This is a genomic window from Arthrobacter bambusae, assembly GCF_030812595.1.
Classification (GTDB): Bacteria; Actinomycetota; Actinomycetes; order Actinomycetales; family Micrococcaceae; genus Arthrobacter; species Arthrobacter bambusae_B.
Genome location: NZ_JAUSSZ010000002.1, coordinates 1 through 22,658 on the forward strand (window position 1 = coordinate 1; position 22,658 = coordinate 22,658).

Here is a 22,658-nt window from a genome sequence, read left to right on the forward strand (position 1 = left end):
ACTCTTGCTGATCCACATCAGTCGCCATGGAATCCATGGTGTCGCTCATGATCAGTCCTCCCCGCCAGGCACCGCCCGGCGTGTCAGGCCAACCCAGGATCCACCGTTATTCCGACACTCCCCCGCCATCTGCCGGCATCCACATTCAGGCGGAGTTGGCAGGACTCTTCGACGTCTCCGTGCCGGCAGGAATCAGTGGAGCTTTTGGGGCGGTGGTGGCAAGGTTAGCGTAGGTCTATTCGAGTTTGTGTTGTCAGGTCCAGCTGGGGGATCGCATGCATTATGTTGACAAGGGGCATGTTGACGAGCCGCGCGGTGCCATGGACACCGGGGTCCTTGCCGGCGGGAAACATCTCGATGGTCGGCCTCGCACCGGCGGTGACGGTGTTCGGGCCCGTTCTTCGACTGGTGGACGCGCGGGGCGTCAGCCCGCGCGTTTCCAAGATAAGTCGGGTAAGCGGGTACTTTTGGGGTTACTGGAAGGTTCGGCGGCCTTCGGGGAGGACATGATCGTGGTACCGGATATTGCGGACGGTGGTAAGGCAAGTGTCGATCTAAGCGTCGACGGGCATCTTAATCTGCGCTGGCAGCCCGGGGTCCATATCGACGTTGAGGATGCCCATGCGGCCATGGCGAAAGTCAACGAGTTATGCCAGCGGGGGCAGCATCCGATGCTTGTAGACATGGCATCAGTTGCTTCCGTTAGCCGGGAGGCCAGGGCTGTATGGTCCATCCCCTGCGGCGCTTCACGCATCGCTTTGTTAGGCAAGTCGCCTGTTGACCGGGTTCTGGCGAACTTCTTCCTCGGAGTGCACGTCCCGCCTTGCCCAACTCGTTTTTTTACATCCCGCGCCGAGGCGATGGATTGGCTTAATGCGGGTGCGTGAACCCCGGACGCGCTTCGTGGGGAGAACGGGCCTCGGGCGGGATTCGTGCTCGGCCGTGGGCGGGCAGAACCTTGTTTCCCAAGAAGAGATAACAGGGCGCCGCATCCGAGGTAGCCGTCACTGGAAATCCGGACATGGAGATAAACATTTCGAAAGCTCCTCGGGGGCCTAGGACTACATGAGATCGAGAAAGCGCGTTGAGGACGCGCGGCTGCAGCTGTTGGTTGACGGAGTTGTCCGATTGGCTGCCGGTGATCTGGACGCACGCATTGAGCCTTCGGCGGAACGTGATGAGATCGATGCTGTCATCACGGGAGTCAACCTGCTCGCAGAGGAACTGGGCCACATCCATGCGGATCTGGAACAGCGTGTTGCCACCCGCACGGCCATGTTGCGGCAAACACAGGTTGAGTTGGAACGGATGGCCAAGACGGATGCCTTGACAGGCCTTCCAAACAGGACCCTGCTCACCGAGCGGATCCAGGAAGCGGTCCTGTCCAGCGCGGACGGCGGAAAAGGCCCGGCTGTGTTGCTCCTGGATCTGGACTCGTTCAAGGCCATAAACGACATCCTGGGCCATAACGCAGGTGATGCCGCGCTGGTGGAAGTTGCCAAACGTCTCCGTTCCGCCGTGAGGGCCTCGGACACGGTTGCCCGCCTCGGCGGGGATGAGTTTGCGATCCTTATTGACTCGGCCACGGAAGATGAGGTCCTTCACATCGCGCACCGTGCATCGGAGTCCCTGCAGGAGAGCGTGCGTATCGGAGCGGAAACGGTGTGGGCGATGGCCAGCATCGGCGTTTGCATTGGCAAACCGGGGTACCCGGCGGAGGCACTGCTGCGCGATGCCGATATTGCCATGTACCGGGCAAAGGCGCGTGGCCGGAACAACGTCCAGATCTTCCACCCGGATATGCTCGACGCCGTCCAGGAACGGTCGCGGATAACCGCCGAGCTACGCACCGCTGTTGCCGGTGGGGAGCTGGCATTGCTGTATCAGCCGGTGGTCGAGTTGGCTTCCGGTGGCGTCATCGGCATGGAAGCCCTCCTCCGGTGGCATCACCCGGTTCGCGGGACCATAATGCCAGGCAGTTTCATTGGCATCGCAGAGGAAACCGGGTTGATCTTTGAGCTGGGCCGGTGGGTACTGCACGAAGGTCTTGCCCAAATGAGGCGCTGGAGGCAAACCGACCCGGACCTGGCAGACTTTCGTCTGCACATAAATCTTTCCGCCGCCGAGCTGCTTCGACCGGACTTGCTGGACGACATCAGGGACACGCTGGCCAGGAATGGCGTGGATCCGCGGCATTTGGTCCTAGAGATCACCGAGACGGTGTTGATGTCCCGGGGAACCGGAGAGGAACAGGTCCTGAGCAGGCTCCGGGAGCTTGGGGTGGGCCTGCAAATTGACGACTTCGGAACCGGCTTTTCGTCTATCAGCTACCTGACGGCGCTTCCGGCGGACACTGTGAAGGTCGACCAGTCCCTGATAAGGGACCTGGAGTCGAATCCGCGGCAGCAAAAGTTCGTGTCTGCCATTCTGCAGCTGATTTTCGCTGCGGGGCTCAACGCGACCGTGGAAGGCATCGAAACCGCAGAGCAAGCGGCCCAGCTGACATCTATGGGTTGCCTCTACGGGCAAGGCTACTTCTACGGACGCCCGCTGCCGGCCGCGCAGCTTGCGGGCCAACTCCGCCGGGCCGCGCGGCATCTGTAGAGTTGGCCTATGTCGAAGCTTTGGGACCGGATCCTGCTTGTCCCCACGGTAGTACGCCTGGCTTCCCGGGCACCCAGAAACCCGGTCGTCGCCTGGGAAGGATACTGGCGCGGAATCCGCACAACCGGGCCTTGCGGGGACGTTCTTTGGGACTCTGACTCCCTGGCCGAGCGAGCGCAATACGCCGACCAGATCTCAGCCCACTTTGATCCGGCTCTTCCCGTGGTTGACATCGGGTGCGGCAACGGCACCTACACCCGCTGGCTTGCCGAGCTCTTTCCACGAGTCCTCGGAATCGACGTATCCACGGGGGCGATCGAGCTGGCGAGCAGGGAAGCGGAAGGCATTCCAAATGCCGAGTTCATGGTTCTCGATGCTACGGCGGCACCTTCCGGGGAGCTCCTGCGGGAGCGGCTGGGGCCCGCAAACGTCTTTGTCCGCGGAGTCTTCCACGTCCTGAAGCCCGGCAAGCAGGTGGCCCTGGCTGCCAACCTTCGAACCGTTGTCGGGGACAGCGGCCGGGTGCTGCTGGCAGAAACCAACTTCCGTGGAAATAGCCTCGGTTACCTCACCGAGCTCGGCGCGACCAGGCAAAGGATCCCGCTGCAGCTGCAGCGGGCCTTGGAAAACCTCCCCCGTCCCGGGCATTTCGGTGCGAGTGAACGGCACGGCGTCTTTCCGGATTCGGATTGGCGAATGATTGCGGACGGCCCGGTCAACATCGAGGTGGTCCCGATGAACGCCGGCGGTCTTTCGCAGTGGGTTCCGGGATATTACGCGCTCCTGTCGGGCGCGGAGAATTCCGGAACCGAGCACTAACGGGTGGTGTGCGCGACAGCCGCCCGGGTCCAAGCCCAGCAGTTGTTCCGGTTTTTAGTGAGGTACATGAATTCCGGGATCACGTGGCGTCATGGCTCGATACGCATTGTGGCCTTCTGACCGGCCGTGGGGATACCTCAGGGTCCCTCCGGCGGGGACGGCCCGCACGCGCAAGGGTCCTCTCCCTGGCACGCCGCCAGGTAGAGGACCCTTGGGCCGGCGTCGCCGGTGATGAACGCTGCGGTAGAAGAGCTTCCGCCGTTTCGGGGCGACGGCTACGTCACTTTTTGGGCTACCGCCGCAGATCAAGCCTCAAGATTTTGAGCTGGGCCGGCCAGGGATATGGCTAAGAATGGATTTGGAGAAGCCGCCATCCACACAGATGTCTTGCCCGGTGACATAACCGGATAGCGGGCCTACCAAAAATTCGATGACGTTCGCAATGTCCATGGGGTCGCCAATTCTTGCCAGTGGAATGATGTCTTCCCTTGCCTTTTTGATTTGGGGATCGGCGTACATTTTCTCCGTCATCCGTGTGTGGGTCATACCCGGTGAGACCACGTTGACTCGAATTCCTTCTGGTGCCCATTCCAGCGCGAGTGTTTGGGCGAGCATGGTCAGTGCAGCCTTGCTCGGGCTGTAGGCTCCGGATCCGGCGTGTGGCTGTTGACCCGACATTGAAGAGGTGAAGCAGGCCGCGCCTTTGGCCTGCTTCAAGTGCGGGTGGCTTGCTTTGGCAAGAAGCCACGCGCCGCGGAGGTTCACGGAGAACATGTTGTCCCAGTCTTCAAGGGTCACGTCGCAAATGGGGCCGGGGTTAGCGATTCCGGCGTTAGCTACCAATGCGTCCAGACCACCGAATTCAGCTACCGCAGCCTCTACTAGTTGACCAGGAACCTCTGGGTCACCGAGGTCGCCGGCCAATGCGAGGGCGGTACCGCCCATCTGCTGGATTGAATCAACGACTTCTTTTTGGCTACCGTTCGATTCGTGCCCAGCCACGGCAATCATCGGGTGTACGCCACGAGCCAGTGCCGCCTCTGCGATTCTCAGGCAGGTCGCTGCTCCTATGCCGCTACTTCCGCCACTTACCAAAGCTCTCACTGCACATACTCCTTTGTTCGTGATTCACAGGGGAAAAATTTCTGATGCGAAGATTCATAAGAATCCGGGTCTGCCAAATTCAATAGCGGCGGTGCTCGATTCGCATGTGAACTATTTTCAATAGTTCCTTTAGGTCTTCGGCAACCGCGCTGTGCCCTGTTTTCCGGCTAGTTTTCCAGTTCCCAGCCCTGATCCTTCAGGTCCTGCATTGCCTTCTTGAATTCCTGCACGGGGTTCTCCTCGCGAATGATCTCAAGAACGACGTTGCTGACGCCGCACGTTTCCTTGACGACCTTGCCCAGCCCGTTCCAGTCGATCACTCCGGTGCCGATCGGATCGTGACCCCAGGTGTCAGTGCCCGTATCAGAAATATGTATCAACCCAATGGATTCGTGATGGGAGAGCAGGCTTTCTACCGGATCTTCTCCGATGTAGGCAGCGTTGGCGACGTCGTACACGATCTTGACCGAGTCGTCGTTGATGGTGTTCACCACCCCTGCCAGGTTCTGGATGGTGGGGGTGAAGCAGTAGGGAGTGTTTTCGAAGAGCAGCCGCGTGCCAGCCTGTTTGGCCAGTGGGATGAGATTCTCCAGACTCTCGTACATCCAGCCGTAAACCCTATCGAGTGAAGGTGAGATCATTGGGCGTCTTGTGCCGGGGGAGATCACAACTTCGGGGACATCCCAGGCATGGGCCAGATCAATCACCGATTTGATGTGCTCGATGCTCTTGCGGCGCATATTGGCGCCAGGACTGGCCAAGTTGATGTCATAGCCTCCGGCGTTGAGTGACCTGATTTTCGCACCGTACTCGTCGAGTCTTGCACGAGTTTCCGAACGCTCTCTGTCGGATATTTCATCCGGCCAGCAATGTGGTGAGCTGATCGGAACTTCAAAAGTTCTGTAGCCGCTGTCGACCAATTCAGCTATCGCATCTATTGCCGTAGACGACCATAGGTAGGAGAACGTATTAATGATCATTTGGTTCACTGAAGGCATCTTTCTGTTCTTCGCCTTTATTTATTGCGCAATGTGAATTTTAATTCTGCTTAGGCGGTCTCACCCGTGGACCGGGCGGCTCGAAGATGCCGGGGCAGTTACGCCCCTTCTTGCCGGTCGAGCCGCCACGGCTGTTTGGTACCAGTGTGCCTACCGGGAACCCTTGGTCTGGTCAGTAGTCGACGAAGTGCTCGAGACGAGGTGTTCTCCTTCGATTACCTCAGGGTCAGCAAGCGCCACCGTGGCACGGCCGGTCCGACTGCCGGTCTCGGGGAGAGTGAAGTAGACGATGAGGCAGAGGGCAACAACGGCGATCATGTAGATCGCCACGTACTCGGGATGTCCGGCGCTGACGAACTCAGCAGCAATGAGTGGCGCGGTGCCACCGAAGACGGCGATGACAATTTGGTGTGCGAAGCCAATCCCGGATACCCGGACAGCGGCCGGGAACAGTTCGGCCTGGATGGTCGGGTATATCGACTGCCAGATGCCGAGAACGACCCATCCCGACGCCGACACCAGAACGTATACCCCGAAGCCTGGCTGGTTCAGCAGCAGAAGCAACGGGTAGAAGAGGACGACCATGCCGATGGCGCCGATGATGGGGAAGATTTTGCGTCGGCCAAGCCGATCGGAAAGGGCGCCGCAGACCGGCACGATGACAACCAGCAAGGCCAGCCCGATCACATTTCCCGCCAAGGTGGAGGACAGGTCCCGGCCGGTGGTCAGTTTGGCGTAGGTGGGGAGGAAGGTGGCCCAGGTGTAGTAGGCCACGGCCGGGGCTGAGAGGGCCGCTGTCTGCAGTAGAGCCTTGGGGTGTTCGCGAAGTAGGTCCCAGAGGCGCGCCGCGGCGGACTTTTGATCGACGAGGGCAGTTGCCTCAAACTCACGGGTCTCTTCTGCACGGGCCCTCAAGATAAGGCCGACGACGCCGAGGACGCCCCCCGCGAGGAACGGGATTCGCCAACCCCAGGCGGCGAGGTCCGCCGGGGTAAAGGCTGATGTCACCATTGCTGCGGCGCCGGTCGCTGCGAGGGTCGCGAAGCCGCTGGCCATGTTGGAGAACGAACCGAACAAGCCCCTGCGGTTCGCGGGAGCGTGTTCAACCATGAACGCGATGGCGCTCTGCGCCTCACTTCCGGCGGAGATTCCCTGGAGGATGCGTGCCACCAGAAAGAGGATGGGTGCTGCATAGCCGATGGTCGCGAATGACGGCGTGAGGCCGATTATCAGAGCACCTAGTGCCATGCCGGAGATGGACAGCGTGAGGATGAGCCGTCGGCCGAAACGGTCGGCCAGTGGGGAGATGATGATTCCGCTGAGCGGGCGTACAACGAACCCGAGCGCGTAGGTGAGCAGTGCTGCGATTAGGGAAGCGATCGGGGAAGCACTTGGGAAAATCTGGCCCGAGAACACGGCTGCCAGCAGCCCATAGACGTACCAGTCGTACCACTCTACGAAGTGGCCGATCGTACCTGCCACCATATTGACGGTGCGGCGAGGGTGCTCGGACACTTCGGGAACCGCCGAAGGGACCCGGCGGCCGAGCGCTTCTTTCGAGGTCTTCATTGAACTCTCCATATTTTCACGTTTGCTGACGAGGGGTAACGGGCTAAACCAAGGAACTTGATGCAGGCCTGGCAAGTGCTTTACCGCCGGGTCTCTTAGTGGCTAGCACTAATGAGATCGGTTGCTGAGATCGGTTGCAACAACGATAGGGGTGATGCATCCCACTTGTCAACGTCTTGTTGAGGCGGCGCCTCAGGTGGTTGCAGCGGCGGCCCTGTTGGGGGACAGCGGTGCTATTCCTGCTTGGACGACAGGCATCTTTCCTCAGTCCGATTAGGGGCTCAGACCTGAGGAGGGTTGCTCATGGGGTGCCTGAGTGATGGCCGGATTCGGCAGTCACGCATCTGCCGGGAGCGGTGTTTCGTTGTTGAAGTCCAGGTACTGCACCCCGGACCATGCGCATTCCAGGCTTCCGTAGATGGACCAGTACTCGTCCCAGTGAGAGAGTTTCCATTGGTCTCGTTCCAGGCCGCGACGGGAAAGCCGTTCCCGCAGAAGGTCCTGGGGAACCCTTACCCGCACGACCGTGGCCTGGGAAGGTGGCCAGTGAAATTTCTCTGCCGCGCGTGTCAGGAAGTCGGGTACCTGGAAGTAGGCGCCAAAAGGGGCATCGATCACTACCGAGCGGCCGAGGCGCAGGTTTGCTCCGGCCACGTCCATGAGAGTGTCGTATTCGAGCGGCAGCAGGTTGTCGCGATAGTAGTCGTTGGATTCCCGGTCGGTGGGGTCGTGTCCGGTCACTTTCAGGGCGTACTCGACAAACCGTCCGCACACCCGGTCCTTGTCCAGATAGGCGGCGCCGTTCTCTCTTGCTGTTTTCTGGGCAACTGTCGTTTTCCCTGAGCCGGCCGGCCCAATAACGATGAAGACGTTGGGGACGGTCATCGGCGGGCCTCCGCCACGGCTGAAAGGAACTCCTTGGCGGCTTTGGTGACCCGGTTGAAGTCGCCGTCCGGCTGCCATGCTTTGGTCACGTAGCTGCCGACGCCGACACCTGCGACGCCAGCCGCGAACCATTCACCCACGTTCTCGACGGTCACGCCGCCCGCCGGCATGATTGGCAGGTGCGCGAGCGGGGCAAGCACGGATTTGGCATAGGGGATGCCGCCCGCCTCGGTGGGAAAAAGCTTGAGGATGTCGGCGCCCGCCTCGGCGGAGTTGACCAGCTCAGTTGGCGTGTAGGCGCCGCTGACCGTGGGTACCTGGTAGCGGTTGGCTGTACGTATCATGTCCGGGTTCAGCTGAGGACTGACCAGGAAGTCAGCGCCGGCGCGGATGCACTCGTAGGCCGAGTGCTCGTCCAGCACGGTTCCGGCACCAACCGCTACTCCGTTTGACCCGTGCTTGGCGGCGAGCCTGCGGATGACATCGACGGCACCTGGGATCGAGAGGGTGATTTCAAGGGCACGGAAGCCTCCCGTGATGGCGGCTTCGGCGACGCGTTCTGCCACGTCAGCGTTGTCGAGGCGGACGATCAGGATGGCGCCGGATTCGTCGATGGTCTGCAGGGTGCGAAGTTTCTTGTACATGCTTGCCTTTCTTGAGCCCCGGCGTGTTAATGCTGCTTATTGCCCGGGCCACTGTTGAAGTGTCGTTGACAAACTTTCCCACCATCCATAGTGTTATTGCAACCGATCTCAGCAACCGATCTCATACAAGGGGGTATTGCGGTTGACTCATGTACGCACAATTATTCTGGGTGCTTCCCATTGGCATGTCCCGCTTTGCGCGCCGGCCATTGGCGAAGTGCACGAGGTGATCGGCGTCGGTGACGACGACGTCTCACGCGTGCAGGTGCGGGACCTCGCGAAAGGATGGGGGGCCCCGGTTGAAGCCGACTGGCGGAAGCTTGTCGATCTCCCTGACGTCGGACTCGCATATGTCTTCGGTCCTCATGATGGTATGGCCGAAAAGTGTCTTGCCCTGATCGAGCGCGGTATTCCGTTCGTCGTGGAAAAGCCGTTGGGCACTTCCCTTGACGAGCTTTCCGCCGTTCGACAAGCCGCCGAAACGGCAGGCGTTCCGGCCACTGTTCCGTTGGTCCAGCGCGGCGGACCAACAGAGCAATGGCTTGCCAAGGCAGGTCGGCCCGCTTACCAGCGAACCTCATTTATTGCCGGTCCACCATCCCGGTATCTGGACAACGCCAATCCCTGGATGCTCGATCCGGCCAAGGCGGGCGGAGGTTGCCTGGCCAATCTGGGTCCACATTTTGTCGATCTGTTCCTCAGGGGCAGTGGCGAGGCAGAAGCACATGTCGACTCCCGGCTCTCATCGGCTCTTCACCACCAGGCTGTTGAGGATCATGCCAGTCTCATCATCACGACACCGGAAGGTCGCGAAGCCATTGTGGAGGTTGGCTACGCTTTCCCCGGCTCTCCGCTCAAGCGCTACTGCAGCTTTACCTCGGTCGGTGAGGCAGGATTCGCCTCCGTGGATTCGGACGGCACAGCTACGTTCACTGCACTGGACGGCACCACGGAGGTCGACAAGTTCAATGTGGACAGCGACCCTCTTTACGATCCGTTCGTGCGAAACGTCGCCCGGACGCTGGAAGATGGATTCCGGGGCCTGACCACGCTGGCCCAGCTCGAAAATGTCATGCGCCCCATTTGGCGGGCCTATGACGACCAGCACGGAGGAAGAGAACATGTCTGACCTGAGTATCGACGTCGTTGCAAAAGCTGCCGGTGTCCACCGGTCAACGGTGTCCCGGGCGTTCTCGCGCCCCGAGGCGGTAAAGAGCGAAACACGCGAGCACATCCTTCGGGTCGCCGAGGGACTCGGCTACACGATGAGCCCGCTCGCCCAAGCTCTCCGCCGAAAGACCAGCACCTTCGTCCCGCTGATCGTCCCTGACATCACCAACCCGTTCTTCGCTGAGCTTGCCAAAACGATGACACAGGCAGCTGACGAACGCGGCTACCAGCTGCTGCTGTGCGTCACCAACGGTGACCCGGCCAAAACCGATGGTTATTTCACCGCCATGCAGGCGATGTATGCCCCCTTCGGAATTGTGGCCCCGTCAACCAAGGTCGATACCAAAGCCCTCAAACGGTTCGACTTCGGCCACAAGGTCGTCGTGATCGACCGCGTCGAAGGGGACGATACCGTTCCCACCGTCACCGTCGACAGCCGGCGCGGAATCATGCTGGCCCTGGATCACTTGCACGGTCTGGGGCACACCTCGATCGGTTACGTGTCCGGTATTGCCGGGACACACACCGCCCAGGACCGGATGGACGCCTACCTGGAGATGACAGCCCAGAGCGGCGGCACGCCCATCGTTTTGGACAGCGGGTCGGATCTGGATGCGGGCACGCGCGGAGCAGAGCACTTCCTGCAGATGGGCAATCCTCCAACGGCCATCATTGCGGCCAACGACATGGTCGCCTTTGCAGTGATCTCGGCCCTTGGTCGAAGCGGTGTACGGGTACCGGACGATGTATCCGTCATCGGATTCGATGGTCTCGCTCTCGGCGCCCGTTTCAACCCCGCCCTGACGACCATCCGGCAGCCAATCGCCGATATGGGACATATCGCCATCGAACTTGCCGAGAAACAGAACGCTGACGGCTCCGTGGACCACATCGTCCTCGAACCCGAACTTCTGGTCCGCGGCTCAACCTCGGAGCCACGCAAATGACCGCGCAAACGAACGGCGCCCCGACAGGCACAATGCGCCGGTTGCCGGGGCTCCGCCACACGGACCACGTCGGGCTGACCGTTCCGAACCTTGAGGAAGGCATCCGTTTCTTCGTCGACGTCCTCGGAGCCGAGGAGCTGTACCGCTCGGAACGAGGACCGGACCAGGAATTCATGCCCACAAACTTCGAAGTCCCTGCAGATGCCAAGCTCACGCTCGCCATGTTGCGCCTGCCACCAAACCTCAACATCGAACTTTTCGAATGGAGCAGCGCTGAGCGGCGTACCACGCCGCCGCGGCACTCCGACGCCGGCGGGCACCACTTATGTTTCGTCGTGGATGACGTCGATGAAGCGATCGCAGCGCTGCAGGACATACCTGGGGTCCATGTGCTCGGTGAGCGCAAGGAAGTTGCCGGTGACAGCCCCCGGGTTGCCGGCAACCGCTGGACCTACTTCGTCACCCCGTGGGGACTGCTGATGGAACTCGTGGACCGATCCCGTGTCGCAGACCCGCCCCGGCTGGTCGGTCCTTCGGACTGGACAGCAACCCACACACTTCAGAAAGGATCTTGAACAATGCGGCTTGCCGGTCACACATTGGGCACCCCGAACCACACGGTTCCCCAAGCACTCAAACTCTTCCAAGCCGCAGGGCTTGACGCTGCCGAAGTCATCTATCAGGACGACTACACGTCCGGATTACCCCTGGGTGACCGGCGCGCGGCGATGGAGGCACTGCAGGCCGCCGACAGCGAGGGCGTGCCCATTGTCGGCCTGACGCCTTACACCACAGCCATCAACTCACTGGATGATGCGGAGTGGCGTCGAGGAGTCGATGAATTCCGTGGCGCCATCGAGACCGCACATCTGCTCGGCGCCGACCGGGTGCGTGTCTACGCCGGATCCTGGCACCCCGGAGACACCGACCATTCGGCACGGTGGGCGCAATTGCGTAAAGCATTGGAAACCCTTGCCCCGGAAGCGGACCAGGCCGGTGTCCGGCTTTGCGTGGAAAACCATTTCGGAACCATGACCCAGACCGCGGCAGAAACCGCTGCCTTGGTCCGGGAAATCGCCCAACCATCTGTCCGCGTCCTTTACGATCAGGCCAACCTGACCTTCACGCATGACGAAACGTTCGAGCAGGCCTTTGCCGTTCAGGGTGACCTGATCGGTCACGTTCACGTGAAGGACCTGGTCTTCACCGATCCCAATGCCGCCTTCCGCGCCACGGAAACAGCCCGGGTCAACGCTTCCGAACGGGCCGTCAGGTCCCGGGTCGTCGGGAACGGTGTTGTTCCGTGGTCCCAAATCCTGGCTGCGCTGGTGCGGCACGGCTACGACGACGTGCTGAGCATCGAACTTGAGTACCGCTGGCACCCCCAGGACCTCCCCGTGCCCGAGGACGGCTTCCGCGAAGCCGCCACCGTCCTGCGCTCAATGATCTCTGACCTGGCTGAAGTAAGGAACGCCCGATGAACACCAACCGTCTCCGTGTCGGAGTGATCGGCGCCGGCAATATCGCCACCATCGCCCAATTGCCCACCCTCGTACAACGCGATGACGTCGAACTGGCTGCCCTGGTGTCCCGTCGTGAGGACCCCAGCAACCTGGTCAGGCGCTGGGGATTCGGCGCCGCCTACAAGACAGTCGAAGACATGCTGGACTCGCAGCAGCTCGATGCAGTCTTCGTGCTGACTCCCCGCTCCGAGCACGCCCACGCCGTGCAGCTGTGCCTCACCAACGACGTCGACGTTTTCTGCGAAAAGCCCTTGGCTCCGGCAACCGACGAGGCAGAACGCCTGGCAGACCTCGCCGACGAACGGGGGCGAATACTGATGGTCGATTTCAACCGCCGCTATGCGCCCGTCTACACGGCCGGCCGGGAAGTTTTTGGCGACAAAGGCGCCACATTCTGCGTCGCACAGAAGAACCGTCCGGGATCGGAGTACCGCGCAACCTTTGAGAACGCCATCCACATGGTCGATCTCCTGCGCTGGTACTGCGGCGGCGAGCCGGTGGACGTGGCCGCCCATGCCGCCGGTGACGACCCCTGGGAAGAAGACGGGGTTGCAGCAACCATCCGTTTCAGCACCGGCAACACCGGAGTGCTCATGGCGGCCAGAACGGCAGGAGCATGGAACGAGAAGCTGGACGCCTATGGTGACGGAAAGACAGTAGAAGTCAGAGCACCCGAAACAGTCTCGACCACAGTCAGGGGAGTCACCACATCCCGGGAACTCAGCGCAGAAGCCTACGGATGGGCTACTGCGACGGACACGCTCGGATTTTCCGCCGCCGTTCACCATTTCCTGGACCGAGTCGCCGACAGGACACAGCCGCTGACCTCAGGTCGCGAAGCTGTTCACACCCAGCGCCTGCTCGACCGGATCCTCGCCGCTGCCGGGCTGCCGACGGAGGAACAAGCCGGTCGGGAATGGGCCAGCCACGCGGTGAACGCAAGCTGAACAACCACCCGACCAACCCCCAGTTCAGGGCTGGACCGCCCACCGCGGAAGCGGGCTGCACAAACCGCTGAGCACCAGGAGGCGCAAGATAGCTCCAAACCGCCTCCACCAGAGCAGACCGAAAATCGGGGGAGTGGAAGGACTACCGCTACGCGGGCGAAAGGAATTGAACATGAAGCAAGCAACTCACGCTCCCACCGCCGGGGGAGCCGTGTCCGCCGACGTCCATGGAAGCGAGAACAAATGAGCCTCAAAGATCAGGTCGTTCTGGTAACCGGGTCAAGCGGGGGAATCGGCGATGCAGCTGTCAGCGCGCTCAAAGCTGAAGGCGCCATCGTCATAGGCGCTGATCGGTCTCCCAAAGAGGACCAGCGCTTGGAAGCGTTTTACCCCCTCGACATCACCTCGGAACAGCAATGCGCAGCTACTATCCGGGACATCACAGCCAAACACGGCCGCATCGATGTCCTCATCCACGCAGCCGGAGTGCTCGGTCCCACCCCCGGCATCATGGAGACAACCACTGAAGAATTTGACTCCATTCTGCGGATCAATGCCTCCGCGACCTTCACGATGGTGCGCGAGACCGCAAAGTCAATGCTCGAGACCGGCACCGCCGGCGCCATCGTGGTCCTATCGTCCGTTGCGGCGAAGGAATCACGGCTCAACTACCTGCCATACAACGCGAGCAAGCTTGCTGTCCTGCACATCATGTGGTCATTCGCCGAACTGCTCGGGCCCAACGGCATCTCCGTCAACGCCATCGCACCAGGCCCAGTTAACACACCCATGTGGGCACAATTCGCCAAAGACTCCGGGCCGGACGCAGCCGCCAACCGTGCAAAGCGTGCCGCACAGCTGCCGATGCGGCGATTCGCCGAACCCGACGAAGTCGCCCGTGCCATCCTCTTCCTCGCCGATCCCGACAACCGCTACATCACCGGGGTTTCTCTGGATGTGGCAGGCGGAGCACATCTGGGAATCGGAACCTGAACAACCCGGCACGGGTCTCCTGACACCTGCCGCCCCGCACTGCTGTACCCAGGCCCCACCCATCCAGCATCAAAGCTTCAGGGCTGCTCTCATTTCCTGAAAGGTAATTCAGCAAACGGACACGAGTAGGAAGTCCTTGATCTACCAAGGAGACAATTAATGCGGCATCATCACACTGCCCTGCACGTTACAGACATGGAGCGCAGCGCGCGATTCTACGTCGATGGGCTTGGACTAACCCGTTTGGATGCCTGGACGTCGGGCCCATACATCGGCGAGCTTTACGGTCGTCCCAATGTCAAGGTAACAGCCATGCTTCTCACTACCGCTGACGGAGCCTTCCGGCTGGAACTTGCCCACGCGGAGCCTCTACTGCCCGCCGTCAACCCGTCAGAGGCGCAGGCGGGCACGGTACACCTTGCCTTTACAGATATTGATGTACGGCAGGTTTACGCCAAAATGACAGCACTTGGTTACAGTGCGGTATCCGAACCGATTGCCCCGACCTCAGGTCCCATTGCAGGCGGCCTGCTGGTCTACCTACTCGATCCGGACGGAAATCGGGTGGAGCTCATTCAGGCGCCCGACTGGCAAAATGCTGACAAGAGTGGTGATGCAACACCGGTAACGGGCACTCCGTAACCTGACTAGGTTCCGACAAGCTGGCCCCCAGCTTCATCGGGGTCACCGGATGGTCGCGACGGACCGGCGGCGGGGCGCTCCGGAGTCCCGCTGCCTTTAGGGGAGTGCGGCACCCGACAACCCTACAAGCCCACCTGCCGCCTATGAACCAATCGTGGGTGTGGCCCTAAAAGCGTTCACAGCCCTGTCCGCGATAACTTGGGCCTCACTTCCGGAGTCAAGGATTGTGTTCCGGGCTGATTCGGGATCGACCATGACGGCCGTGACGGCGAGGCCGTCCGTGGCCTGGGTCGTCAACAGAGCGTCCACCTGGGCCGAGAAACACGAGTCACTCGACGTGGAGCGAACGTCCATCGCCACGACGTTGTTGTTGGAGACGAAGTTGCCAGTCCCGGCCACGAGCCGGATGATGACGGGAGTGGCGCCTGTAGGCCGGATGCTCTGTGAGTCGATGACCTCGGAGAAGTGGTTGCTGACGACCGAGTTGTTGCTGCCGCTGATGCGGAGGAGTCCGTTGAGGTCGTCGAGCCCATTGTCGATTCCCAGGAAGGGCGTCCAGGGCTCATGGTCACGGAGGAAGTGGTTCGTGGCCACGAGGTTTTCGGAACTATTCTCTGCGAGAACCACCATCCCGGGGTAGAACGAGTGCAGACGGTTGTTGGTGACGCTTGAACGCGTGACGCCGTCGAGATAAACGCTGCTCGCACCACGGGGGAAGACGTTGTTCGCGGTGATCAGGAGGCCGCCATGGTTCTCGGCGTAAATCGAGTGACCCTTGAAGCCCGCTCCTATCAGGTTGTCGGTGATCTTGGATGCCTGTCCCCAACCGCGCAGCTCGATGCAGCTTCCGCATTCAGCGATGAAGTTGTCGTGAACGGAAAGCGCGTCCGCGTGGTAGATGGTGAGGGCGTTCTCAAGGTAGACGAAACCCATGCCGGTTACGCGGAATGAGTCATTGGCGTTCGCGACATAGATACCGGTCTTGCCGTTGACGTAGGTGTTCTCCGGATGCATCCCGGAGCCGTCCGGGGTGAAGTGCAACCCGTCGATGCAGAAGTTGGAGAACTCGACCGAGCTGATCCGCGGGCTCCCGCTCCGCTCAACGTAGAAGGCGGCTCCCTTGGATTCTTCCCCGTCTCCGTCAACGGGAATGTCGACGAGAATGCGGCTCCCCCCGGGCCACAGCTCATGCAAGTCGGGCCATTCCTCTTCGGGAACGTTGAACCGGATGCTCGACGAGGTAAATCCGTGCCCCGAGCCCTCGATCCTGAGGAAGCTGATGTCGATCACCACTTGTGTGCGGAGGGTGTAGTCCCCGGGCGGAATGTAGATCACCGCGCCTGGCTTTCCTCCGTTGTTCGCATCGGTGGCGGTCTGCCGGTCCTTGATGTCGGCGATGATGCTGTTGATTACTTCACCGACGTCCTTGGACGGATTTCCGACGGGCCACGCAGTGACGTCGTAGTAGTTGTTGCTTGACATGGGTTCTTCCCTTTGTGTTGCGGTTAGCTGAGTGTGGAGACCGCGAGCTTCAGTATTGTTGCTGAGCCTCCATCGGTCGATAGCCAGTTCTCCCGGGTTTCGGTTTCGGGAAAGATGAGATCGGTCAGGACGACCTTGCCGCCTTGGACGAATGCTTCGACTGAGCAGTGGTCCACGACGATGAGTAATTTGAGCACACCGTCTTCAAGATCGACCGGCGCAGTCTCGACTGACGCGAATTTCCCGTGGAAGCTGGTGTTTCCTGAATTTCTGCGGTCAAGGATGAGCTGCGCACTTGCTGCGTCGTAGCTAAGAGTGGTGCCCTTGCTCCCGTCACTGCTTCCGAAGAGGCGGAAAACCAGGCGTTCGGCGCTTCCGGGCAGTATTTCCGCCGCGATGATGTGGGCGCTACCGGGTACCGCATCCGGCAATCGGATGGCTGAATTTCGCAGCTCAAACGTGCCTGCATTCATTTGCTCGTTGGCAGCGGGCTCAGGCAGGACCGGTTCCTGGGTCAGACGGGCGGAGCCGTTGACGGTTGTGAGGCGCAGTTCGCGGGCAAGGGTCATCGAGGACCGCCAGGGGGCCGTGGGCAGCTCGTTGGCGTAGTCCCAGTTGTTCATCCAGCCGATGATGATGCGCCGGCCATCCGGGGCGTCGCTGAAGGATACCGAGGCGTAGCAGTCGCGTCCCCAGTCCAGCCACAGGCATTGCCGCAGTGCCGCAGCGCGCGCCGCAGGGTCGGGAAGGGAAGCCAGTCCGGCTGGCGCTGCGAGTGAACCGGCTTCCGGGAGGAACCGGGCGCCGTCGAAGTGCCCGATGAAGTACTGGCCGCCGGAACCCCCTGCCACTGCGCCGGGGTTGACGTTGACGATCAGTACCCATTTGATGTTGTCCGGGTCCCCGTCCACTGGCAAGGGAAAGAGGTCGGGGCATTCCCATTCGCCAGCGTCGGCGTTGGCCGGGCCGAAGTCGCTCAGAAAGTTCCAGCATTTGAGGTCTTCGGAGCGGTAGATAACCACTTTTTGATGCTGGGCTTCGACGGCGACCATGACCCAGTAGGCGCCTTGGTCCCCGTGATAGCGGAAGACTTTGGGATCGCGGAAGTGCGGGGAATTTCTGGTGAGGACAGGGTTTCCCTCGTATTTTTGCCACGTCATCCCGGCATCTGTGCTGTACGCCAAGGATTGGGCCTGCGTGCCGCTGTGTTCGGACCCGGTCTTGTAGGCACTGGTGTAAACGGCCACGAGGGCAGGCGCGTTCGCCGCGCCGAAACCGGAAGTATTGGCGTGGTCGACGACGACGCTGCCTGAGAAGATGTCCTCCCTCTCGTCGCTGGCAATGGCCACAGGGTGTTCAGTCCAGTGCAGCAGGTCGCGCGAGGTGGCGTGGCCCCAGGACATGTTGCCCCAGACGTTGCCATACGGGTTGTTCTGGAAAAAGAGGTGGTACAGGCCGTCGTGGAAAACCAGGCCATTGGGATCGTTCAGCCAGGTATCGTTCGCCGCGAAATGGATGGCGGGCCGGAACCTGGAAGTAGCATCCGGGACTGTCTCCGGGCGTGCGGCATCAAGGTAGCTGGACATGTCTGGCGTTCCTCTGAGGAAGTGGAAGGGCTTTGGGAAGTGGAAGGGCTCGCTGCTTATTGCGCGGGGGCAGTGATGGAATCGCGGCGCACAAGGGGGCAGCCCAGAATGGTCGGGTGGAGGGCCATGAGGGTGAGGTCGGTCTTTCCCTCAACGGCGTCTATCAGGTGCTCGGTGGCCCAAGCACCCATCTCGTAGTGGGGCAGGGCCACGGTGGTGAGGCCCGGGTGGAGGTTGGCGGCGATCAGTTCCTGGTCGTCGAAACCCACGACTGAAAGGTCGGATGGGATGTTGAGCCCCAGCTCAGCGGCGGCACGGTAGGCTCCCATTGCCATCCGGTCGTTGTAGCAGAACAAGCCGGTGGGCCGGTCCGCGCGCGCCAGGATCCGCCGGGCCGCTTCATAGCCGCCTTGCACCTCGGAGACCTCGGACTCCACAGGTGCGCCGTCGCCGTCGAGCCCTGCCTCCGTCAGCGTGGCCCGGAAGGCCCGGAGCCGCTGGCGGGTGGCGGGAACATCATCGGTGTTGTTGATGAAGCCCACCCGGGTGTGGCCGGCTTCCAGGAGCGCGCCCACGGCGGCGCGTGCGCCACCTTCCTCGTCCGGGATCACGGCTGTGATGCTTCCCCCGGTGGCCACCGAGTCGACCAGGACGGAGGGAACGCTGCCGAGGTTCGCGGGAAGCTCGACATCGCGGTGGTACATGGTGGCGTAGAGGATTCCGTCCACCCGGCGTTCCAGGAGGGCCTGGACGTCGGCCTGCCGCGATTCGAGGCTGGCCGAGACAGGGGTGTTGATGATCATGAGGTTGTACCCCCGGGCCTTGGCAGCCTCGTCAGCGCCGAGGATGATTCGGCCCGCGTGCGGCGTGGTGGCGATTTCCTCGCTGACCAGGCCCAGCATGCCGGTCCTCTGGGTGCGGAGCGCCTGGGCAAGGCGGTTGGGGCCGTAGCCTAGTTGCTCGGCGGTGGCCCTGACCTTGTCCCTGGTTTCGGGGCTGATCCGGGCGTAGGAAACCTCGTTGAGGACGTGGGAGACAGTTGTCACGGAGACGCCTGCGGCGACGGCCACGTCCTTGATACCGATGTTCTTGTTACTCATTTGTCTCCCACGTCCTTATGTATCAGTAGGCTACCGGGGAATGGTACTCGCGCTTGTGTTCCGCCGAGCGGATCACTTGGCTGCCTGCCTCCCATGGTCCCTTCCTCGTTTCGTTTTGCTTGTCTAGCCCTTGACGGCGCCGAGCGTCATCCCCGCGACGATCTTGCGCTGCAAGAGAAGCGTGAGGAGGATGACCGGGATCGAGTAGACGGCCGCGAGTGCGGTCATCGATCCCCAGTCCAGGCCGAATTGGGTCTGGAAGTTCGCGATCACTACGGGCGTGGTTTGGGACCGGACCGCGGTCATGAGCAGCGCGAACAGGAATTCGTTCCACGAGGCCAGGAAAGCGAAGATCGCCGTGACCGCGATGCCGCCGGACACTACCGGGATGACTACACGCCACAGGGCACCGAGTCGGCTGCAGCCATCGACCGTCGCAGCTTCTTCCAGGTCTTGGGGGACGGCTTCGAAGAAGCTGGACATCAGCCAGATCGACAAGGGCAGGGAAATGGTGGTGTGCGCGATGGAGAGGGCGATCGGGGTGTCAGCCAGGCCCACCGAGGCCATCATGGATGCCAGCGGGATGCCGATGGCCACCGGCGGGACCATGCGGGTGACCAGGGCGGCCATGATGAAGATCCTGCCGCTGCGGGTCTTGTAGCGGGTGATGCCGTAGGCTGCCGGAACCGCCAGGACCAGCGAAAGGCCGGTACTGATCACCGCTGTCTGGATGCTGTTGATGAACGACGCCGGCACTCCACTACGGCCGAGGGCGTTGACGTAGTTCGCCAGCGTCCATTCCTTGGGCAGGATGGTGGGCGGGACGGCGATCGTGTCGATGGGTGTCTTGAAAGACGTAAACAACAGGTACAGGAACGGGAATCCGTACAGTACAAGGGAGGCGGCGAGCAGGATCCACAGGATGGTGCGGGTGCTGCGCTTTCCGGCTTCGAGGCCTTCGCGGTTGACACCGCGGCGCCTGCGGTTCCTGCTAAGCGGGGCAGTTTCCTTGGTGGTCGGCCGGGCGGGGATTACGGGACTTTCCATGGTGCTCATCAGGTGTCCTTTCCTGGCCGCCAGATGGTGGTGACGGCGACGAAGGCGATGGCGAGCATGGCCAGCAGGTAGATGGTGCCCATGGCGCTTGCCAAGCCGGGATCGCCGAAGCGGATCATGGTCCGGTAGATGAGAAGGCTCATGGTTTCGGAAGCGGACTGGGGTCCGCCGTTGGTTTGGATCAGGATGGTGTCGAACGCCCGGGCCGCGTCGATGCCGCGGACCACCAGCGCGACGGCGATGACCGGGCGCAGCAGCGGCAGGATGATGCGGAACAGAAGCGCGGGTGCGCGTGCGCCGTCGAGCCTGGCCGCCTCGATGAGGTCTCCGGGGATGTTTTGCAGGCCCGCGAACAGCACCAGGCACATGAATGAGGTGGTGAGCCAGATGTCGGGGATGGCCACGGAGAACAGGACGATATCCGGGTTCGAGAGCCAACCGATCTGGTTGGGACTTTGCAGGATGCCGGCCTGGCTGAGCAGGCTGCCGAGCAGCCCGAAGTTGTCGATCATCAGGAACTTCCACAACAGGCCGGCCACGATCGGGGCGATCATCAGGGGGTAGAGGAACATGGTTCGCCAGACCTGGGATTTCTTGCCCAGTGTGGTGAACAGCAGGGCCATGCCCAAGCCGAGGGCGAATTCGAGGGTCACGACCATGAGGGTGTAGCCGAGTGTCCGCCAGCCGGCACCGATGAAGTCCGGGGAAGTGAAGGCGCGGACGTAGTTGTCCAGTCCGACGAAGTCGCGGGGGCCGCCGACGATCGGGGAGATCTTGAAGAAGCTGTCCGTGACGAGACGGAACAGCGGGTAAGCAACGAAGACTGCTAGGAACAGCGCCGCCGGGGTCATCAGGTAGAGGGCGAAGCGGCGATCAGGGATGCGCACGGGATTCTCTTCCGCTGGTTGGGTCCGCGGCCGGCGCCGCCGTCCCTGGCAGTGCCAGGGGCTGGTGCCGGCCGCGGAGTCTTACTTGAGGAGGGCTTGGATCTTGGTTTTGGCGTCGGCCAGCAAGGTGGTGCTGTCTCCGCCTGCGACTGCCTTCTGGAGCATGGGAACCAGGACGGTGTCGACGATTTGCTGCCACTTCGCCGTTGCGGGACGCGTGGCCGTGGCCGGGGCGTTCAGTGTTTCGATCAGTGGCTTGAAGCTTTCGTAGCCGGGCTGGTCCTGGTACTTCTGGAAGGCGGAGATTCGTGACGCGAGGCCAAGGCTTGACTGGATGGCCAGGTCATTGTGGTCGAACGCGCACTTGACGAACTTCTTCGCGGCGTCCGGGTTCTTGGTGGCCTTCGGTACAGACAGGTACCAGGGGCCGGGGACCCCGGCGACACCGGCGGAACCGCCGATCATCGGGGCCGTGCCCACCTTGCCGTAGACGGGGGAGTCCTTGGGGATCTGCCGGTACGCGTGGGCCCAGAACTGGGTCATCGCCGTCTTGCCTTGGTTGAAGAGGTTCTGCGCGGCAGCCCAGTCGACCTGCGCAGCGCCGGCCGGGGCGTCCTTGACAAGGCTGGTGTAGAAGTCCAGCGCTTGCTTATGGGCCGCGTTGTCGATGATGACGTTGTTGTTGCTGTCCAGGACCATGGGGGAGCCGGCCTGCAGCACGTGGGCGAGGTACTCGGTTTCAACGCCGCCCTTCACGTCGGTGCCGTACATGCCGTCCTTGGTGAAGAACGCGGAGATGTCCTGGTACTGCTGCCAGGTGGTCGGCGCGGCGAGGTCGTAGCCGTACTTGGCCTTGAAGTCGGCCTTGTTCTTGGCATCCTCAAAAAGGTCCTTGCGGTACAGGACGATCTCGGCGTTGGTCCAGGCCGGCATGCCGATGAAGTGCCCGCCGACATTGGCCTCCTTCACCAGCGAAGGGAAGATGTCTTTCTTTGCCTCGTCGGTGAAGAGCTCATCGATGGGCTGCAAGGCGTCCTTGAAGCTGGGCAGCCAGACCGAGTCCAGCGCCGCAACATCGAAGGAGACGGTCCCGGAGGAGAATTCGCTGGAGAGACGGTTGAACAAGCCGTCATAGGGAAGTTCAACGAAATTGACGTTGACCCCGGTGTCTTTCTTGCACTGGTCGGCAATGGGCTGCAGTTCTGCGTGCCCGCCTGCCTCGACCAGGACGTTGATGGAGCTTCCGCCGCTTTCGCTGGACGCGGGGCCCCCTGCGCCGCATCCGGTTGCAACGAGCGCGACTGCGGTGCAGAAGCCGCCGATGGTGGCGAGCTTGGAGAGTGTCTTTCGAGAGGACATCGCTGTCGACTCCCTTTCTCTTGAATGGAAAGGCTGGAAACTGGAGGTGGGGTGAAAAATCGTTTTGCCAAAACGACTTGGCAACAGATTAGGACTCCGCGACGCTCCGTGTCAACAGTCACACCCGGCGCTTCATGCCAAACCGGGCCGCCGTTATTTTGGCGTTGACAGTGCTGTGAAGCCGCTCATAGGCTCTTCCCAGTCCCGGAGAAGAATCGTTTTGGCACTGTGCCGGCGGACGCCCTCAAAATCCCAACGAAGCAATCTTTGACCTGCATGGAGGAAAACCCGTGGAACGAACCAAGGAAAAGAACCTAAGCGCGGCCAATCCAAGCCGCCGTCG

At 61.6% G+C, this 22,658-nt stretch carries 21 protein-coding genes; 10 read left to right on the top strand and 11 right to left on the bottom strand.

Annotated elements, in window-relative coordinates:
• Window positions 1-275: 275 nt before the first annotated feature.
• The 3 genes from J2S96_RS20155 (at window position 276) to J2S96_RS03460 (ending at window position 3,423) form a co-directional block, all read left to right on the top strand.
• Window positions 276-887: a DUF7793 family protein gene (locus J2S96_RS20155; RefSeq protein ID WP_370872987.1), complete on the top strand. Its 612-nt coding sequence runs from the start codon at window positions 276-278 to the stop codon at window positions 885-887.
• 178 nt (window positions 888-1,065) lie between these two features.
• Entirely contained in the window at window positions 1,066-2,604 is a 1,539-nt protein-coding gene (locus J2S96_RS03455; RefSeq protein WP_306859915.1) for a putative bifunctional diguanylate cyclase/phosphodiesterase, read from the top strand.
• Between the two features lie 9 nt (window positions 2,605-2,613).
• Entirely contained in the window at window positions 2,614-3,423 is an 810-nt protein-coding gene (locus tag J2S96_RS03460; protein WP_306859917.1) for a class I SAM-dependent methyltransferase, read from the top strand.
• 312 nt (window positions 3,424-3,735) lie between these two features.
• On the opposite strand, the gene J2S96_RS03465 is transcribed toward J2S96_RS03460, so the two are convergent.
• From J2S96_RS03465 to J2S96_RS03485, 5 genes are all read right to left on the bottom strand, one after another.
• Window positions 3,736-4,527 carry an SDR family NAD(P)-dependent oxidoreductase gene (locus J2S96_RS03465; RefSeq protein ID WP_306859919.1) on the bottom strand — a complete coding sequence of 264 codons (792 nt, stop codon included), beginning with the start codon at window positions 4,525-4,527 and terminating at the stop codon, window positions 3,736-3,738.
• Window positions 4,528-4,694: 167 nt separating this feature from the next.
• Window positions 4,695-5,507 carry a sugar phosphate isomerase/epimerase family protein gene (locus J2S96_RS03470; RefSeq protein ID WP_306860620.1) on the bottom strand — a complete coding sequence of 271 codons (813 nt, stop codon included), beginning with the start codon at window positions 5,505-5,507 and terminating at the stop codon, window positions 4,695-4,697.
• A 168-nt stretch (window positions 5,508-5,675) separates the two neighbouring features.
• Window positions 5,676-7,094, bottom strand: coding sequence for an MFS transporter (locus J2S96_RS03475; protein ID WP_306859921.1), 1,419 nt, complete (start codon window positions 7,092-7,094; stop codon window positions 5,676-5,678).
• Window positions 7,095-7,430: 336 nt separating this feature from the next.
• On the bottom strand, window positions 7,431-7,979 hold the full coding sequence (locus J2S96_RS03480; protein ID WP_306859924.1) for an AAA family ATPase: 549 nt from the start codon (window positions 7,977-7,979) through the stop codon (window positions 7,431-7,433).
• On the bottom strand, window positions 7,976-8,623 hold the full coding sequence (locus tag J2S96_RS03485; protein ID WP_306859926.1) for a bifunctional 4-hydroxy-2-oxoglutarate aldolase/2-dehydro-3-deoxy-phosphogluconate aldolase: 648 nt from the start codon (window positions 8,621-8,623) through the stop codon (window positions 7,976-7,978). Before J2S96_RS03485 ends, J2S96_RS03480 begins: the two co-directional genes overlap by 4 nt.
• A 217-nt stretch (window positions 8,624-8,840) precedes the next feature.
• Between J2S96_RS03485 and J2S96_RS03490 the strand changes: the two genes are divergently transcribed.
• The 7 genes from J2S96_RS03490 (at window position 8,841) to J2S96_RS03520 (ending at window position 14,845) form a co-directional block, all read left to right on the top strand.
• Complete coding sequence (locus J2S96_RS03490) at window positions 8,841-9,752, top strand: Gfo/Idh/MocA family protein (RefSeq protein ID WP_306859928.1); 912 nt, start codon at window positions 8,841-8,843, stop codon at window positions 9,750-9,752.
• Window positions 9,745-10,740, top strand: a complete 996-nt coding sequence (locus J2S96_RS03495) for a LacI family DNA-binding transcriptional regulator (RefSeq protein WP_306859930.1) — start codon at window positions 9,745-9,747, stop codon at window positions 10,738-10,740. Before J2S96_RS03490 ends, J2S96_RS03495 begins: the two co-directional genes overlap by 8 nt.
• A complete protein-coding gene (locus J2S96_RS03500; RefSeq protein WP_306859932.1) occupies window positions 10,737-11,315 on the top strand; it encodes a VOC family protein in 579 nt (192 codons plus the stop codon). The genes J2S96_RS03495 and J2S96_RS03500 overlap by 4 nt, the downstream gene beginning before the upstream one ends.
• A 3-nt stretch (window positions 11,316-11,318) precedes the next feature.
• Complete coding sequence (locus J2S96_RS03505) at window positions 11,319-12,221, top strand: sugar phosphate isomerase/epimerase family protein (RefSeq protein ID WP_306859934.1); 903 nt, start codon at window positions 11,319-11,321, stop codon at window positions 12,219-12,221.
• Window positions 12,218-13,210: a Gfo/Idh/MocA family protein gene (locus J2S96_RS03510; protein WP_306859936.1), complete on the top strand. Its 993-nt coding sequence runs from the start codon at window positions 12,218-12,220 to the stop codon at window positions 13,208-13,210. The genes J2S96_RS03505 and J2S96_RS03510 overlap by 4 nt, the downstream gene beginning before the upstream one ends.
• Before the next feature lie 243 nt (window positions 13,211-13,453).
• The gene (locus tag J2S96_RS03515) at window positions 13,454-14,203 is read left to right on the top strand and encodes an SDR family NAD(P)-dependent oxidoreductase (protein WP_306859938.1); all 750 of its coding nucleotides are present in this window, start codon (window positions 13,454-13,456) and stop codon (window positions 14,201-14,203) included.
• 159 nt (window positions 14,204-14,362) lie between these two features.
• A complete protein-coding gene (locus J2S96_RS03520) occupies window positions 14,363-14,845 on the top strand; it encodes a VOC family protein (protein ID WP_306859940.1) in 483 nt (160 codons plus the stop codon).
• A gap of 141 nt (window positions 14,846-14,986) precedes the next feature.
• On the opposite strand, the gene J2S96_RS03525 is transcribed toward J2S96_RS03520, so the two are convergent.
• The 6 genes from J2S96_RS03525 to J2S96_RS03550 all read right to left on the bottom strand — a co-directional run bounded on the left by J2S96_RS03525 (window position 14,987) and on the right by J2S96_RS03550 (window position 22,315).
• The gene (locus tag J2S96_RS03525; RefSeq protein ID WP_306859942.1) at window positions 14,987-16,327 is read right to left on the bottom strand and encodes a NosD domain-containing protein; all 1,341 of its coding nucleotides are present in this window, start codon (window positions 16,325-16,327) and stop codon (window positions 14,987-14,989) included.
• A 23-nt stretch (window positions 16,328-16,350) separates the two neighbouring features.
• Complete coding sequence (locus J2S96_RS03530; protein ID WP_306859944.1) at window positions 16,351-17,913, bottom strand: glycoside hydrolase family 32 protein; 1,563 nt, start codon at window positions 17,911-17,913, stop codon at window positions 16,351-16,353.
• A 56-nt stretch (window positions 17,914-17,969) separates the two neighbouring features.
• Window positions 17,970-19,013, bottom strand: coding sequence for a LacI family DNA-binding transcriptional regulator (locus tag J2S96_RS03535; RefSeq protein ID WP_306859946.1), 1,044 nt, complete (start codon window positions 19,011-19,013; stop codon window positions 17,970-17,972).
• A gap of 123 nt (window positions 19,014-19,136) precedes the next feature.
• Window positions 19,137-20,060 carry a carbohydrate ABC transporter permease gene (locus J2S96_RS03540; RefSeq protein WP_370872997.1) on the bottom strand — a complete coding sequence of 308 codons (924 nt, stop codon included), beginning with the start codon at window positions 20,058-20,060 and terminating at the stop codon, window positions 19,137-19,139.
• 8 nt (window positions 20,061-20,068) lie between these two features.
• Window positions 20,069-20,956, bottom strand: coding sequence for a carbohydrate ABC transporter permease (locus J2S96_RS03545; RefSeq protein ID WP_306859950.1), 888 nt, complete (start codon window positions 20,954-20,956; stop codon window positions 20,069-20,071).
• A gap of 81 nt (window positions 20,957-21,037) precedes the next feature.
• Window positions 21,038-22,315, bottom strand: a complete 1,278-nt coding sequence (locus J2S96_RS03550; protein WP_306859952.1) for a sugar ABC transporter substrate-binding protein — start codon at window positions 22,313-22,315, stop codon at window positions 21,038-21,040.
• Window positions 22,316-22,658: the final 343 nt, after the last annotated feature.